Origin of the sequence: Hydrocarboniclastica marina (genome assembly GCF_004851605.1) — a bacterium.
GTDB classification, from domain to species: Bacteria; Pseudomonadota; Gammaproteobacteria; order Pseudomonadales; family Oleiphilaceae; genus Hydrocarboniclastica; species Hydrocarboniclastica marina.
Genome location: NZ_CP031093.1, coordinates 1465826 through 1481855 on the forward strand (window position 1 = coordinate 1465826; position 16030 = coordinate 1481855).

Sequence of the window (16030 nt, forward strand, 5' to 3'; positions counted from 1 at the left end):
GTGAAAAAGACAGTGTTCATCACCTTTCTATCGCTGTTGTTTGGCGTGCTGATTGGCGGCGGGGTATGGGTCGCGAAGGGGCTCTCAGCACTGGAAGATCCAGCGTTCACGGGTGAGCCTATGCTGTTTACCGTAGAGCAAGGGTCCAGCTTCCAGCAGGTCGGTCAGCGCCTCGAAGAGCTCGGGTTGGTCGAAGATGCGCTCTGGCTGCGGCTACACGCCCGGCTGAAAGGGGATTCAATCATACTGCGTAGTGGGACCTACGAGATCCTTGCGGGAATGTCCGTTCTGGACGTGATAGACATGATAGCGCAGGGCCGGACAAAGTCCTGGCCGATCCAGTTTATAGAAGGCTGGACCTTTGCGGACGTTCGTAATGCACTGGATGAACATGAAAACCTGAAGCGGGAACTGCCTGGTCTCACCGATAACGAGGTTATGGCAGCGCTCGAACGACCTGAATTGCATCCAGAGGGGATGTTCTTTCCTGATACCTATCGCTATGAGGCTGGTGAGTCAGATCTGGTAGTGCTTCGTCGGGCGTTGGAGCGACTGGAGTTGGTGCTGGCCGAGGAATGGACGCAACGCACTGACGGCCTTCCCTATGACAACTCGTACGACGCACTGATCATGGCGTCGCTGGTCGAAAAGGAAACCGGAGTGCCCCATGAGCGACCCGAAATCGCGGGCGTATTCGTGCGTCGCCTGCAGAAGGGCATGCGCCTGCAAACGGATCCGACGGTGATTTACGGCCTGGGTGATCGATACACCGGTAACCTCACCCGAAAGCATTTGCGAGAAGATGGCGAATACAATACGTACCGCCGTAGTGGTTTGCCACCGACGCCTATAGCCCTTGCGGGCCGGGCGGCTATTCATGCTGCGTTGCATCCCGCCAGTGGCGAGGCACTCTATTTTGTGGCTAAAGGCGACGGTTCTCATGTGTTTTCCCGAACACTGGCGGAGCACCAGAAGGCGGTCCAGCATTTTCAGGTGCAGAAGCGACGGGGCGATTACCGGTCTTCGCCAGCCCCCGTTTCCGCTCCATAATAATTGCTGTCACCCGGAAGGCACTTATGTCCAGACACGCTCCAGGTCAGTTTGTCACGATCGAAGGTATCGAAGGCGTTGGCAAGACAACTAATGTCGCGTTTGTTGCCGGGCTTCTGGCCGGGTTCAACATTGAGTGGGTTCGCACGCGCGAACCGGGTGGAACGCCTATGGCAGAAGAGATTCGTGATCTTTTGCTGGCACCGCGCGATGAGGTTGTGGATGAAACTACAGAGCTGCTGCTGATGTTTGCCGCCCGGGCGCAGCACTTACGCAGGTTTATCCTGCCCAGTCTGGCTGCGGGCACTTGGGTGCTTTGCGACCGTTTCACCGACGCCACCTATGCGTACCAGGGCGGCGGTCGGGGTGTCGATACAGCACGAATTGCCCAGCTTGAGGCGCTCGTGCAAGGAGATCGAAAACCGGACCATGTCATCATCCTTGACGCACCCGCTGAGCTTGGGCTTGCCCGGGCTGGGCGCCGTGGCGGCCTTGATCGGTTTGAGCAGGAAACGGTGGCTTTTTTCGAACGTGTCCGCCAAGTCTACCTTGACCGGGCCGCGGATGAGCCGCAGCGTTATCACATCGTTGATGCAGCCCAGCCGCTGGATGTTGTCCAGGGGCAACTCGCGTCCATCGTTCAGCACTTAGTCACAGCAGCCTCAGCACCTTCCTCCTAGACCGACTGCTGGTGAGAGACAGCGCCCGGGCGTGCAAGTCTGGAGCCCTTCTGGTTTACTGGCAGAGTATAAAGAGCGTCTGGCTGATACAGGTGGGGGACATGGTCGAAGCACAACTCATGCATTTGCCGGATAGTGGTGCGCACCCCAGGCACCAACACAACCATTATCAGGTCGTCGTCGGTCTGACCGGAGAGGCCGATATTGATGTCGAAGGCCAGCATGCGCACCTTGATGGCGCCCACGCCTGTGTTCTACCGGCAAATATCGCCCACAACTACGGCGGGAACACACGAAACAATGTGCTGGTGATTAATCTCGACCACCAGATGGCCGCTTTTCAGCAGCCGGCACATCCCCAGTATGAGTTTCTCAATCGTTTTTTCGATCATCCCCGTCAGGTATCCCTCGATGAAAGCCTGCAGTCCCTGACCCAGGCTTGCAGTATGCAGCTGCAGCGCCTTGGCCATGATCCCGTGATCCAGCACCATCTGGCAACGGCTTTACTGCAGTGCATGGGGTCAAGGCTGGCGGACGTGGGCGAGGCCTGCGACCGAAGCGCCGACATGCCCAAGAGCAAAGATCTTGAGAGGATTGATCGTTATATTGATGCCAACCTGCACCGTCGTATCTCAGTGGAAGACCTTGCGGCGTCCGTGTGTCTGAGCCGGAGCCATTTCCACGAGCTTTTTCGCCAGCAGCTGGGGCAGACACCACACCAGTATCTTATTCGGGCAAGGCTCGAGCGCGCGCAAATCCTGATTGAAGAGACCGGGCTGCCTTTGTGGGATATCAGTCAGCGTACGGGCTTTTCAAGCCAGAGTGCACTGACCAACGCAATGCGCAAGCACATGGGCGTCATCCCGTCGAGTTTCGATCGGCCTAGTCTGCAGCGCCATTTCCGCAGGCGCGCATGCTCACCCCCGTGGTTTGATCCCGAGAGTCCGCCCGCGTCTGAATCTGTCTAAAAAAGCGTCCCCGACGCGACCTCCTGCGAATCGTTTTGTTGACCGCCCACCGTCAGAACCGGTTTTTTTTGCAAAAATTCCCGAGCTTTTTGTAAGACGCGGGCGACAGGATCACGTTATTTTTGCCTGAACGCTTGTCTGACTTGTCGAGACTGAGCTTCCGTGGGTAAACGGCAGATGCCCCTAGCCCGAGAATGTGCAAAGCGGAGTGATCTATGTTCAAAGCCGGGGACGTTCTGAATAAAGGCTTTTTGGCACAGCCCAGAAAAGTGCTCTGGCAGGGGCTGGTGGAAAACTATGCGGTCGACGAAGACGCCTATCTGCGCGAACTCATTCCTTTGGCCCGTCCTTCCGCCCAAGAGCGGCAGGATATCGAAGACATCGCGGTGGACCTGATTAAAAAGGTTCGCGCTGAGGATGATTCGGTGCACATGGTCGATGCGCTTCTCCAGGAGTACAGCCTCGATACTGAAGAGGGCGTTCTGCTTATGTGTCTGGCTGAGGCGCTGATGCGTATTCCTGACAAACGCACAGCAGATGCGCTGATTCGGGACAAGATGTCCGGCGCCAATTGGCAGCGCCACATGGGCAAGAGTCAGTCCGTACTGGTTAACGCTTCGACCTGGGGGCTTCTGCTTACGGGCCGCGTGGTGAGAGTCGATCCTGGTGTCGACGGTCGCCCCGAAAGCGTCTGGAAACGACTGGTCAGTCGCGCGGGTGAGCCGGTGATCCGAGCCGCCATGTACAGAGCCATGGCCATCATGGGGCGTCAGTTCGTACTGGGGCGCACCATTGGCGAAGCGCTGGATAACGGTCGGGCATACCGGCAGCAGGGCTATAGCTACTCGTTCGATATGCTGGGCGAAGCCGCAATGACCCGGGCCGATGCAGAACGCTACTTTGCGGCTTACCGGGACGCCATTAAAGCAGTGGGACAGGATGAGGCGAAAGGGAGCGGGCCGGCGATGGGCGTTTCCATCAAACTGTCCGCGCTCCACCCGCGTTACGAACGCGCGCAGGAAGATCGCGTGCATCGTGAGCTGGTACAGACCGTACTTGAGCTGGTGCGTTTTGCGCGGGAGCGGGACGTCGCCCTGACCATTGATGCCGAGGAAATGGACCGGCTGGAGATATCGCTGGAAGTGTTCGAGACGGTATTTACCCATGCTGACTGCAAGGGTTGGGGCCAGTTCGGCATGGTGATTCAGGCCTATTCCAAGCGCGCGCTGCCGGCGTTGTGCTGGCTGGCCTCACTGGGCCAGGAGAACGGCACTGAAATTCCGGTAAGGCTGGTCAAAGGCGCTTACTGGGATACCGAGATCAAACACAGCCAGCAACTCGGGCTAAAGGGCTACCCCGTCTTTACCCGCAAGGAAGCCACCGACACCTCATATCTGGCCTGTTTGCGATTTTTGATGAGTGAACAGAGTAAAGGTGGGATCTATCCGCAACTTGCCAGCCACAATGCCCACACCGTGGCTGCGGTTATCCATATGGCAAAAAACAGCAAGCGGGATTTTGAGTTCCAGCGTCTGCATGGCATGGGGGATGCGCTCTACAACGGTATTCTCAAACATCACAAGGTGCCGGTAAGGATCTATGCACCAGTCGGCGCTCACAAGGATCTTTTGCCTTACCTGGTCCGAAGGCTTCTGGAGAACGGCGCCAACTCATCTTTTGTGCACCGGTTGGTGGATGCAGCAACACCGGTAGAGGATCTGGTCGAGCATCCAGTCACTGTGCTGGAGCGCCATACCGCATTAGCCAACCCGCGAATACCGCTGCCCCTGAACATTTACGGTCCATCACGGAAGAATTCAAAGGGTATCAATCTGGCGGTGCTGGGTGAGCTTGTGCCGTTTCAGGCACAACTGGACCAGTTCGCGCGCACTGTCTGGACAGCCGCTCCCCTCATCAACGGAAAATCCCGCAGGGAAGGAACTCCGCAAAGCGTGGCGGTACCCCATCGGCTTGGGGAGCAGGTGGGTCACGTATACTGGGCGACGCCCGACCAGGCGGCAGAGGCCCTGGACGTTGCGGCCGGCGGGTTCAAGCGTTGGAATGAGACAGCCGCAGAGCTACGCGCCCAGTGCCTGGAGCGATTTGCTGATCTGCTTGAACAGCACACACCCGAGCTGATCGCGATCTGCTGTCGGGAAGCAGGTAAGACGCTGCAGGACGGCATCGACGAAATTCGAGAAGCGGTCGATTTCTGCCGCTTTTATGCCAATCAGGCGCGGGAAAAGTTTGGTGACGTTACAGTGCTGCCGGGGCCGACCGGGGAGTCCAACGAACTCTACCTGGAAGGGCGCGGGGTTTTCTTCTGTATCAGTCCGTGGAACTTTCCGCTGGCGATCTTTACCGGGCAGATAATGGCGGCGTTGGCGGCTGGCAACAGCGTCATCGCTAAGCCGGCCGAGCAAACCAGCCTCGTAGCGAGCCGGGCCGTTGAGCTGATGCTGGAAGCGGGATTCCCCGCTTCGGCCATCCAACTGCTACCGGGGGATGGCGCAACGCTGGGTAAAGTGATCACCGGTGATGAACGCTGCGTCGGTGTCGCCTTTACCGGCTCAAGTGCTACTGCGCGCATTATCAATCGGCAGTTGGCGGCGAGGGAAGGAATCATTCCGCAGCTTATCGCCGAGACCGGTGGCCAGAACGCGATGATTGTCGATAGTACAGCATTGCCTGAGCAGGTCATCCGCGATGTGGTTCAGTCGGCCTTTGCCAGCGCGGGGCAGCGCTGTTCAGCGCTGCGGGTACTCTATCTGCAGCGGGATGTAGCGGACCGTATGGAGGAGGTGCTTGCAGGGGCAATGGCAGAATTGCAGGTGGGCGACCCCGCGCGCCACAGTACTGACGTTGGGCCTGTAATTGATAGCGACGCCCTGGGTCTGCTGGAAGCTCACGCCCGAGATCTGCGCAGCGGTTTCCGGCTTATCGCCAAAGCGCCAGCGCCCTCCGAGGCGAAAGGTTACTTTATGGCGCCGGTGGCTTATGAAATCTCCAGTATGCGCGACCTGAAACAGGAAAATTTCGGTCCGGTGCTGCATGTGGTCCGCTATGACAGTGATCAGCTTGATGCTGTCATCAACGAGATCAACGCGGCGGGCTTCGGGCTGACCCTCGGTATTCACTCGCGCTCCGAGTCCACTGCAGCCTATATCGAGCGTCGCGTGAAAGTCGGTAATACGTATGTCAACCGCAACCAGATAGGGGCGGTGGTTGGTGTTCAGCCTTTTGGCGGCCGCGGGCTGTCAGGGACCGGACCCAAAGCGGGTGGTCCGCACTACATTCTCCGGTTCGGTACGGAGCGGACCCGCACCATCAACACGACCGCCGTGGGTGGAAACGCGACATTGCTGTCGCTGACGGAGGAGAAAGTCCAACCCTAGGGCATGTCCCTCGGGTTAATAACGCGCAGGCAATACGGGAATAACCTGTAAACCTGCCTCAATAACAATAGCGCGGCCTCGGTCGCAAGGGGAACAGTAATGCTGATAGATACCTCAGTCGTGGGATGGACCTTTCTGGTCTATCTGCTAATCATGCTTGCGATCGGCTACTGGTCATATATGCGCACCAACAACCTGGCCGACTACGTTCTGGGTGGCCGTTCGCTCGGGCCGTTGCCATCGGCGCTCAGTGCCGGGGCCTCGGATATGAGCGGCTGGCTGCTCCTGGGACTGCCTGGCGCGGCCTACGCGAGCGGCTTTTCAGCCGGCTGGATCGGCATCGGTCTGCTGGCCGGCACCTGGCTGAACTGGCTGTTTGTTGCGCGCAGGCTGCGTACCTACAGCCTGGCAGCCAGCGATTCGCTTACCCTGCCAGCGTACTTTGAGAACCGCTTCGCCGACCGATCGCGTCTGTTGAGGGTCATCTCTGCGGTCTTTATTTTGCTGTTCTTCCTCTTCTACACCAGTTCGGGCCTGGTTGCGGCCGGCAAGCTGTTCGAGTCCGTCTTCGGCTGGTCCTATATCTGGGCCGTTGTGATCGGCACGGTGGCCGTGGTCTCCTACACCTTCTTCGGCGGATTTCTGGCGGTGGTCTGGACTGACGTGATCCAGGGCCTCTTGATGTTTGCCGCGCTTATTGTTGTGCCCGTTATAGCCGTCAACGCCGTCGGCGGATGGGACGCGACCCAGGCCGCAATGCTGGAAAAGGCACCGGGCTTCCTGAATATGCTGACGGAGGCTGATGGAACCGCACTATCGGCGATGGGAATCATCTCTGCACTGGCGTGGGGCCTGGGCTATTTCGGCCAGCCGCATATTCTCGCGCGGTTCAAAGCGATTCGAAGCGAAGCAGACGTACCCGCCGCACGCAGGATCGCAGTGATCTGGAGCGCTGTGGGTCTGATAGGCGCGTTGTTCGTCGGCTTTGCCGCAGTCGGTTACTTCCCGGAAACCATCGACGACGGTGAGCGTGCCTTCATTCTTCTTGTGGACGCCCTGTTTCACCCGGTCATTGCCGGTATTTTGCTGGCAGCTATTCTGGCTGCGATCATGAGTACTGCCGATTCCCAGTTACTTGTTTCATCTTCGGCGCTGGCGGAGGATTTCTACAAGGCATTGTTTCGTCGGGATGCGTCTCAGGGCGAACTCGTCTGGGTCGGCCGAATAGCCGTTGTAGTGATCGCGCTTATCGCCTGCATTCTCGCGCTAGACCCGGACAGTAAGGTCCTGGAGCTGGTCTCATACGCCTGGGCAGGCTTTGGCGCTGCGTTCGGCCCAGCGCTGCTTTTCTCGCTGTACTGGAAGCGCATGAACAAGGCCGGTGCCCTGGCTGGCATCATTGTAGGCGGTGTCACCGTCGTGATCTGGGGTAACGTCAGCGGCGGCATACTGGATCTCTACGAGATTGTCCCAGGCTTCGTCTTTGCCTCTATAGCGATTGTTGTAACTTCACTGGCCACTGCTGAGCCGGAAGCGTCGGTCACCAAGGGGTTCGACGACGCCATGAATCCGTAGTTCGGGCCTAGGCCGTGCCGCCCCTGCGGCACGCACCCAAGTACCCGGTTAGTTCATTCGTGGCACAAAAAAACGCCGGCTCCTGACAGGGAGCCGGCGTTTTCTTTTTACTGCTTTCTAAAGCTTTTTGATGCGCTTCAGGCTTCGGCAACTACCGCAGAGTCTGCTTTTTCCTGATAGCTGGCGATCTGGTCGAAGTTCATGTAACGGTAGATTTCACCGGCCATGCCGTCGATGTCGTTCGCGTACGCCATATATTCTTCCACGGTCGGAAGCTTGCCCAGCACGGCGCCTACAGCGGCCAGTTCGGCTGATGTGAGGTAGACGTTAGCGCCGTCGCCCAGGCGGTTGGGGAAGTTACGGGTCGAGGTGGACAGAACCGTAGATTTGGCCTCTACCCGCGCCTGGTTGCCCATGCACAGTGAACAGCCAGGCATCTCGGTCCGTACGCCGTTACGCTCGAACGTAGTGTAGTAGCCTTCCTCTTCCAGCATCGCCTGGTCCATCTTGGTCGGCGGGGCGATCCAGAGACGGGTCTTGAGCGCTTCCTTGTTCTTTTCCAGAAGCTTGCCCGCGGCGCGGAAGTGGCCAATGTTGGTCATGCAGGAGCCGATGAAGACTTCGTCGACCTTGTCGCCGGCCACATCAGACAACCAGCGTGCGTCGTCCGGATCGTTCGGGCAGCAGACGATCGGCTGTTTGATCTCGTCCATGTCGATCTCGATCACAGCCGTGTACTCTGCGTCCTTGTCCGCACGCATCAGTTTGGGGTTGGCCAGCCACTCTTCCATGGCCTTGGCCCGACGCTCGAGCGTACGGGCATCGCCGTAACCTTCGGCGATCATCCAGCGCAGCATAGTTATATTGGACCGCAGGTATTCCGCCACAGACTCTTCGGACAGGGAAATCGTACAACCGGCTGCCGAGCGCTCAGCGGAGGCATCGGATAGCTCGAATGCCTGTTCAACGGTCAGGTCGTCAAGGCCTTCAATCTCTAGGATACGACCGGAGAATACGTTCTTCTTGCCGGCTTTCGCGACGGTCAGCAGACCTTCCTTGATAGCGTAGAGCGGAATGGCGTGGACCATGTCGCGCAAGGTAACACCAGGCTGACGCTTGCCTTTGAAGCGCACCAGGACGGACTCTGGCATATCCAGCGGCATGACACCGGTGGCGGCGGCAAACGCTACCAGCCCGGAGCCCGCAGGGAAGGAGATGCCCATGGGGAAGCGGGTGTGGGAGTCACCGCCGGTGCCTACTGTATCAGGCAGCAGCATACGGTTGAGCCAGCTGTGAATAATGCCGTCACCCGGACGCAGGGAAACGCCGCCGCGGTTCATGATGAAGTCCGGCATGGTGTGTTGCATTTCCACGTCTACCGGCTTGGGGTAAGCAGCGGTGTGACAAAATGACTGCATGACCAGATCAGTGGAGAAGCCCAGACACGCCAGATCCTTGAGCTCGTCCCGGGTCATCGGGCCGGTAGTATCCTGAGAGCCGACAGTAGTCATCTTCGGTTCGCAGTACTGGTTCGGGCGAACGCCTGGCAGACCACAGGCCTTGCCGACCATCTTCTGCGCCAGGGTGTAACCCTTGGTGCTGTCCTGAACCTGAGCCGGACGGCGGAAAACGGTGCTCGGCGCCAGTCCCAGCACTTCGCGTGCCTTGTCGGTCAGGCCCCGGCCGATGATCATCGGAATGCGGCCGCCGGCGCGGACTTCATCCAGGATGACCTGGGACTTCAGTTCAAACTCGGAGATCACCTTGTCGGTGCCGTGTTCGCAGATTTTGCCCTGAAACGGATAAACGTCGATAACGTCGCCCATGTTGAGCTTGTCGACGTCGGCTTCGAAGGGCAGGGCGCCAGCATCTTCCATGGTGTTGAAGAAGATCGGAGCGATCTTGCCGCCGATGCAGACACCACCTGTACGCTTGTTGGGCACGCCGGCCATGTCGCGACCGATGTACCAGAGTACCGAGTTGGTTGCGGACTTACGGGAGGAGCCAGTACCCACGACATCGCCTACGAACGCCAGATCGTGGCCTTTTTTCTTCAGCTCAACGATGGTTTCAAGCGGCTTGTCCAGGCCTTCGCGCGGCATCTTGTACATGGCCAGGCCGTGCAGCGGAATGTCAGGGCGGGACCAGGCATCCGGTGCTGGCGACAGGTCATCGGTGTTGGTCTCGCCGGGCACCTTGAAGACAGTGAGCGTCATGACTTCGGGTACGTCGGGCTTCTGCAGGAACCACTCGGCGTCGGCCCAGGACTGCATCACTTCTTTGGCGTTCTGGTTTCCCGCCTCCGCTTTCTCGCGAACATCGTTAAAAGCGTCAAAGACCAGCAGGGTGTGCTTGAGTTCATTTGCGGCCAGTTGGCCCAGCGCGCCGTCGTCGAGAAGCTCAACCAGAGCTTCGATGTTGTACCCGCCCTGCATCATGCCCAGCAGGCGCACGGCTTCTTCTTTGCTGATAAGGGCGCATTCGGTTTCGCTTTTAGCGATCGCGGACAGAAAGCCAGCTTTAACGTAGGCGGCCTCGTCAACACCAGGCGGAATGCGGTTTTCCAACAGGTCCAGCAGGGTTTCTTCTTCACCGGCGGGTGGGTTCTTCAAAAGTTCGACCAACTCGGCGGTCTGTTCGGCGTTCAGGGCCTTGGGGGGGATACCCTGAGCCGCACGCTCTTCTACGTGTTTACGGTAGGCTTCTAGCACAGTTGGACCCTCATCAGTGGTTTATAAAATCAGCAACACCGTTCCAGCAGGGCTTGAGCGCGGAGTTCGAGCACAGGCAGTGGTGGGGCTGAAGGAAAACGGCCCGGCCGCTCGGTCGTTTCAACGGAATGGAAACAGGGAGTGGCCCGCGGGTGTTTCCAGAAAGGAACCTCTGATTAAACTCTTCAGGGAGGCTGACTGATCTGCAGTTCGTCCCGGGCCTGCGTTGCAGGTGGCAGGCCCCGGCATAAGATGCGGATGCTGGGCGGGAACAGACTAATCAGAGGTTCCTTGCAGTGTTCACGGCAGTGCAGCGTTGCACCGAGTGACAAAGCCGCAATAGTTTACCCGAAGTGAGCCGGAAAGTTAAGGCACGGCTGAGTTAGTCGGCGAGCTCTGCTACAATCGCGGCGGCGTCGAGGTCTGATGCAGCATTAAGTCTAGCGTTTGCGGCAATCCTGCCTGCCCAGAGGTTTTCAATCAGTGAATCTGTCCCACATTGAAGCGTTTCTTCCCTGTCCCACTCCGTCGGCCTGGATAGAGGCTGCGCTGGCCAATCAGGACATCATGCTTATCGATCATGCGCACTGTGAGAAGAAAGCGGCCTCGACGGCGATAAGCCTGATGTACCGCTACGTCGACCGCCCGCGGCTCCTGGATAAAATGTCCCGCCTGGCCCGCGAGGAACTACGCCACTTCGAGCAGGTGTTGGCGATCATGCGCAAACGGGGAATTGTCTATGATCACCTGAGCCCGTCACGCTACGCGGCTGGCATGCGCAAAGCTGTTCGTTCTTCGGACCCGCAGCGGCTGGTCGACCTGCTGATTATCGGCGCCTTCATCGAAGCACGCTCCTGCGAACGGTTTGCGGCGCTGGCACCGAAGCTGGACGAGGAACTGGCCGACTTCTACAAGAGCTTGCTCAAGTCAGAAGCCCGCCATTACGAGGATTATCTGCAGCTGGCCCGGGAGGCGTCTGACGAGCCAATCGAGCCCCGTCTGGAGGTTTTTGCGGCGCTGGAGAGGGAACTGGTGTTATCGGTGGACTCTGAATTTCGCTTCCACAGCGGTCCTGTCCCGCTACCGCAATGAAGCGCTAAATGTGCCTGGACGAGAAACCGCAGGTCGCTCGCTTACGCGATCTGCTGAAGCGGCTCGTCCAGCAGCATAGGCGCTTCGCCCGGCGCCGCCCGGATGTACCAGAGTTTACTGTCCCAATCCCCGAGCACGATCCGTTGTGCGCTTTTGTTGTCGACTTCGAGTTCATGGACTGCCGGTCGATGGGTGTGCCCATGAATGAGCTGACGCACGCCATGGGCTGACATCTGTTCGGCTACCTCGCCGGGAGTCACGTCCATGATGCTCGCTTCCTTGCCTTTGTTCTGGGCCATGCTGATCTGGCGCAACTGGCGCGCCACCTGTTGCCGGTCGGCCAGCGGACGCTTGAGGAACGCGTCCTGCCACGCTGCGTTGCGCATGTTTTTGCGGAACTTCTGATACTCAATATCGGCAGTGCAAAGGCTGTCGCCATGCATGAGCAGGGTTGGTTCGCCGTAGAGGTCGATGACTGTCGGGTCCTCCAGAAGAGAAGCTCCAACGCGCTCGCAGAAGGCGTTACCCAGCAGGAAGTCGCGGTTGCCGTGCATCAGGAAAAGGCGGGTGCCGGCCTGGGCCAGTCGCTTGAGCCGCGCGGCGACTTCTTCCTGGAGCGGTGTGTGTTCATCATCACCGATCCAGGCCTCAAAAAAATCGCCAAGTATATAAAGCGCCTCTGCGCCCATTGCCCGGTGCTCGATGAAATGGTGGAAGGCTGCAGTGATGTCGGGGCGCTGCTCTTCCAGGTGCAGATCAGAAATAAAAAGCGTGGTCATGAAACCTCATCTTCAGTAACGACAGTCGCTGATTCAATAACGACATCTTCTACGGGCACATCCTGATGGCCGTCGCGCGATGTAGTCTCGACGTCCCGGATAGTCTCGACGACCTCCATGCCGGCAATGACCCTCGCGAACACAGCATAACCCCAGCCCTCCGGCGTCTTTGCGCTGTGGTCGAGAAATCCGTTGTCGCGCACGTTAATAAAGAACTGGGCCGTTGCCGAATGCGGAGCTGGGGTGCGGGCCATCGCCACAGTGCCCGTCATGTTGGACTGCCCGTTGGTTGCCTCATTCCTGATCGGATCCCTTGTCTTACGGGGCAACATGCCCGGTTCGAATCCACCACCCTGTATCATAAAGTTGCTGATAACCCGATGAAATATAAGGCCATCATAAAACCCTTCCCTGACGTACTGCTCGAAATTGCGCGCTGACTCAGGTGCGCGCTCGTAGTCGAGTTCAAGCGTTATGGGGCCATGGGAGGTGTTTAGCAAGATCATTCTTGATCGCATCCTGAACAGATAAAAGAAGCGAGAAATCGGACGAGCCGGAGTGTTTTCAGCACATTTTAAGGGAACAGTGGCCCGGATGCATGAGTTGATCCGGCCGAAGCGTTATAATGCGCACTTTCCGATCGCAGCGAAGGTTTTGGCCTGACAGCAAGTCGCCCACTACAACCCGAGAGCTTATGAGCGCAGAAGCGAACAAATCCAGCAATTTTATCAATCAAATCATCGATGAAGACCTGGCCGCGGGTAAGCATTCGTCAGTCGTCACGCGTTTTCCGCCGGAGCCAAATGGCTACCTGCACATCGGTCACGCCAAATCGATCTGCCTCAACTTCGGCGTCGCCGAGGCCTATAAAGGCGTGTGCAACCTCCGCTTCGACGACACCAATCCCGAGAAAGAAAATCAGGAGTACATTGATGCGATCCGCAACGACGTACAATGGTTAGGCTATGACTGGCCCGGCGAAGCGCGCTACGCATCAGATTACTTCGACCAGATCTACGACTTTGCAGTCGAGCTGATTCAAAAAGGCCTGGCCTACGTATGTAGTCTGTCGGCAGATCAGGCCGCCATTTACCGCGGAACCCTGACCGAGCCCGGTAAACCCAGCCCTTTCCGCCAGCGTAGTATCGAAGAGAACCTCGATATGTTCCGTAAAATGCGGGCAGGGGAGTACGAAGAAGGGTCTCACGTTCTGCGCGCGCGCATAGACATGGCCTCGCCCAATATGAATATGCGCGATCCCATCCTCTACCGTATTCGGTTCCGGACACACCACCAGACCGGTGACACCTGGTGTTTGTATCCGATGTATGACTTCACCCATCCCATCAGCGATGCCCTGGAAGGGGTTACTCACTCGCTGTGTACCCTCGAGTTTGAGGACCACCGTCCCCTTTATGACTGGGTCATCGAAAACACCTCTGTGCCGGCCGCTCCGCGCCAGATAGAGTTTGCGCGGCTCAACCTCAACTACACCATTACCAGCAAGCGTAAACTCCTGCGCCTGGTCGAGGAAAACCACGTGGATGGGTGGGATGACCCGCGTATGCCGACACTGACGGGTATGCGACGTCGCGGCTTCACGCCTGAGTCCATTCGTCATTTCTGCGAGATGGTCGGCGTAAACAAGGTTGGCGGCACCGTCGACATGGGCATGCTGGAGAGCGCGATTCGCGATGACCTCAACGAGCGCGCGCCGAGGGCCATGTGCGTTATGCGGCCCTTGAAAGTCATCCTGACCAATTGGCCCCAGGGCGAATCGGAGACGCTGACGCTGCCGGTGCATCCACAGAAGCCTGAGTTGGGTATGCGGGAAGTGATCTGGTCTCGCGAGCTCTACATCGATCGGGAGGATTTTGTCGAAGAACCACCGCGCAAGTGGAAGCGCCTGTCTCCCGGCGAAGCGGTCCGGCTGCGGGGGGGGTATGTCATGACCTGCCGCGAGGTGATCAGGGGCGAAGACGGGCAGATCACCGAGCTGCACTGCGAGTACGATCCAGCCACGCTGGGTGTTAATCCAGAGGGCTACAAGCCCAAAGGCGTCATCCACTGGGTGTCGGCAGAAGCAGGCGTGCCTGCGGTGGTGCGTCTTTACGATCGACTCTTCACGACTGAAAACCCGGCGGGCAACAAGGAATCCGACTTTATCGAGTTTCTTAACCCCGAGTCGCTGATAACGATGACCGACTGCTGGGTCGAGCCGGCCCTGGCCGAGCCTCAGCGCGCACTGCCGTATCAGTTTGAGCGAGAGGGCTATTTCGTACACGACAGTCAGGAAAGTGAAAACCGCGGCAAACTGGTTTTCAACCGGACCGTGACGCTTCGAGATTCGTGGGAAAAAATCAGTCAGAAAAACGGGTAACCAGTGGCTATTCAAATATACGACACAATGCGACAGGGAAAGTCGCCCCTAAAGCCCCTCGAGCCGGGCACGGTGCGCATGTATGTGTGCGGCATGACAGTCTACGATTTGTGCCATCTGGGCCACGCCCGCGTGATGGTCGCGTTTGACATCGTTACGCGCTATCTGCGCCATCGCGGTTACGATGTGACTTACGTCCGCAATATCACTGATATTGACGACAAGATTATCCGTCGCGCGCGCGAGAACGGCGAGCCGATGGATCAGTTAACCAAGCGCATGATCGCGTCGATGCACGAAGACGAACGGGCATTGGGCGTCGCCCGTCCCGACCAGGAACCTCGAGCGACTGATCACATTGCCCAGATTGTCGCGATGATCGACACCCTTGTGGCAAAGGAGCACGCCTACGCAGCGGACAATGGCGATGTCTACTTTGCAATCTCGAGTTTTGACGGCTACGGCAAACTCAACAAGCGCAAGCTGGAAGATCTGCTGGCGGGTGCTCGGGTAGATGTTGAGGAAGCGAAGCGCAGCCCTGGCGATTTCGTGCTCTGGAAAGCCGCCAAGCCTGGCGAAGAAAGCTGGCCGTCACCCTGGGGCGACGGCCGGCCGGGCTGGCATATCGAGTGTTCAGCAATGTCGACTCACTGCCTGGGCGACACGTTCGATATCCACGGCGGTGGCCCGGACCTGAAGTTCCCCCACCACGAGAACGAAATTGCCCAGACTGAAGCGGCGACGGGTAAACCTTTCGTGAATGTCTGGATGCACGCAGGCGCAGTTCGGGTAGATAAAGAGAAAATGTCGAAGTCACTGGGCAATTTTTTTACTATCCGGGAAATACTTGAAAGCCATACACCTGAAGTTGTTCGCTTTTTCCTTGTGGGCAGCCATTACCGCAGCCAGATTGATTATTCGGCCGATAGTCTGGCGGAGGCGCACAATGCGCTAAGTCGACTTTACTCCTCTATCCGTGGGCTCGATACATCAGCGGGGTTGCCGTCCGGCGGGTGGGACGCGCGTTTTCAGGAGGCCATGGACGATGATTTCAACACGCCCGGTGCCTTCGCCGTGTTGTTCGAACTGGCCCGGGAAATTAACCGGCTGCGCGGTAGCGGCGATGAAGCAGATGCGGCAGCGCTTGGCAGCGTGCTGGTTCGGCTGGGCGCAGTGCTGGGGCTCTTGCAGCAGGATCCGGAGCAGTTCTTTCAGGCGTCTGTGGAAGGCCTGCAAGCGGATGAGGTCGAGCGGTGGATTCAGGCTCGGGCGGACGCCAGGAAAAAACGTGACTTCGCAGAGTCCGATCGTATTCGAGACTGGCTAAAGGAACAGGGCATCATTCTGGACGATAGCAGGCAGGGCACAAGTTGGCGCAGGGTCTGAGTGTCACCGATTGG

At 58.2% G+C, this 16030-nt stretch carries 11 protein-coding genes; 8 read left to right on the forward strand and 3 right to left on the reverse strand.

Annotated features, from left to right (window positions below):
* The 5 genes from mltG to putP all read left to right on the forward strand — a co-directional run bounded on the left by mltG (position 1) and on the right by putP (position 7668).
* Entirely contained in the window at positions 1 to 1050 is a 1050-nt protein-coding gene (gene mltG / locus soil367_RS06510; RefSeq protein WP_246065564.1) for an endolytic transglycosylase MltG, read from the forward strand.
* 26 nt (positions 1051 to 1076) lie between these two features.
* Positions 1077 to 1730 (forward strand): dTMP kinase, encoded by a 654-nt coding sequence (gene tmk / locus soil367_RS06515; RefSeq protein ID WP_136548060.1) that lies wholly within the window; start codon positions 1077 to 1079, stop codon positions 1728 to 1730.
* A 101-nt stretch (positions 1731 to 1831) separates the two neighbouring features.
* Positions 1832 to 2698, forward strand: a complete 867-nt coding sequence (locus soil367_RS06520) for an AraC family transcriptional regulator (RefSeq protein WP_136548062.1) — start codon at positions 1832 to 1834, stop codon at positions 2696 to 2698.
* 215 nt (positions 2699 to 2913) lie between these two features.
* Positions 2914 to 6093, forward strand: a complete 3180-nt coding sequence (gene putA / locus soil367_RS06525; protein WP_136548064.1) for a bifunctional proline dehydrogenase/L-glutamate gamma-semialdehyde dehydrogenase PutA — start codon at positions 2914 to 2916, stop codon at positions 6091 to 6093.
* Positions 6094 to 6192: 99 nt separating this feature from the next.
* Positions 6193 to 7668 (forward strand): sodium/proline symporter PutP, encoded by a 1476-nt coding sequence (gene putP / locus soil367_RS06530; RefSeq protein WP_136548066.1) that lies wholly within the window; start codon positions 6193 to 6195, stop codon positions 7666 to 7668.
* Positions 7669 to 7805: 137 nt separating this feature from the next.
* Here the strand turns inward: putP and acnB are convergent, their stop codons facing one another.
* Complete coding sequence (gene acnB / locus soil367_RS06535) at positions 7806 to 10379, reverse strand: bifunctional aconitate hydratase 2/2-methylisocitrate dehydratase (RefSeq protein WP_136548068.1); 2574 nt, start codon at positions 10377 to 10379, stop codon at positions 7806 to 7808.
* A 483-nt stretch (positions 10380 to 10862) separates the two neighbouring features.
* Between acnB and soil367_RS06540 the strand changes: the two genes are divergently transcribed.
* Positions 10863 to 11471: a MiaE family protein gene (locus tag soil367_RS06540; protein ID WP_246065565.1), complete on the forward strand. Its 609-nt coding sequence runs from the start codon at positions 10863 to 10865 to the stop codon at positions 11469 to 11471.
* Positions 11472 to 11512: 41 nt separating this feature from the next.
* Here the strand turns inward: soil367_RS06540 and soil367_RS06545 are convergent, their stop codons facing one another.
* On the reverse strand, positions 11513 to 12250 hold the full coding sequence (locus tag soil367_RS06545) for a UDP-2,3-diacylglucosamine diphosphatase (protein WP_136548070.1): 738 nt from the start codon (positions 12248 to 12250) through the stop codon (positions 11513 to 11515).
* Positions 12247 to 12756, reverse strand: coding sequence for a peptidylprolyl isomerase (locus soil367_RS06550; protein WP_136548072.1), 510 nt, complete (start codon positions 12754 to 12756; stop codon positions 12247 to 12249). Before soil367_RS06550 ends, soil367_RS06545 begins: the two co-directional genes overlap by 4 nt.
* A gap of 188 nt (positions 12757 to 12944) precedes the next feature.
* On the opposite strand from soil367_RS06550, the gene soil367_RS06555 reads away from it, so the two are divergent.
* Both soil367_RS06555 and cysS read left to right on the forward strand, forming a co-directional pair.
* The gene (locus soil367_RS06555; RefSeq protein WP_136548074.1) at positions 12945 to 14630 is read left to right on the forward strand and encodes a glutamine--tRNA ligase/YqeY domain fusion protein; all 1686 of its coding nucleotides are present in this window, start codon (positions 12945 to 12947) and stop codon (positions 14628 to 14630) included.
* Between the two features lie 3 nt (positions 14631 to 14633).
* Positions 14634 to 16016, forward strand: a complete 1383-nt coding sequence (gene cysS, locus soil367_RS06560) for a cysteine--tRNA ligase (RefSeq protein ID WP_136548076.1) — start codon at positions 14634 to 14636, stop codon at positions 16014 to 16016.
* The last annotated feature ends 14 nt before the right edge of the window (positions 16017 to 16030 follow it).

Excerpts from the sequence above, each read along its gene's own strand:
- putA (WP_136548064.1), top strand. The coding sequence starts at position 2,914 with ATGTTCAAAGCCGGGGACGTTCTGAATAAAGGCTTTTTGGCACAGCCC.
- soil367_RS06550 (WP_136548072.1), bottom strand. The coding sequence starts at position 12,756 with ATGATCTTGCTAAACACCTCCCATGGCCCCATAACGCTTGAACTCGAC.
- soil367_RS06520 (WP_136548062.1), top strand. The coding sequence starts at position 1,832 with ATGGTCGAAGCACAACTCATGCATTTGCCGGATAGTGGTGCGCACCCC.
- tmk (WP_136548060.1), top strand. The coding sequence starts at position 1,077 with ATGTCCAGACACGCTCCAGGTCAGTTTGTCACGATCGAAGGTATCGAA.
- soil367_RS06545 (WP_136548070.1), bottom strand. The coding sequence starts at position 12,250 with ATGACCACGCTTTTTATTTCTGATCTGCACCTGGAAGAGCAGCGCCCC.
- putP (WP_136548066.1), top strand. The coding sequence starts at position 6,193 with ATGCTGATAGATACCTCAGTCGTGGGATGGACCTTTCTGGTCTATCTG.
- soil367_RS06555 (WP_136548074.1), top strand. The coding sequence starts at position 12,945 with ATGAGCGCAGAAGCGAACAAATCCAGCAATTTTATCAATCAAATCATC.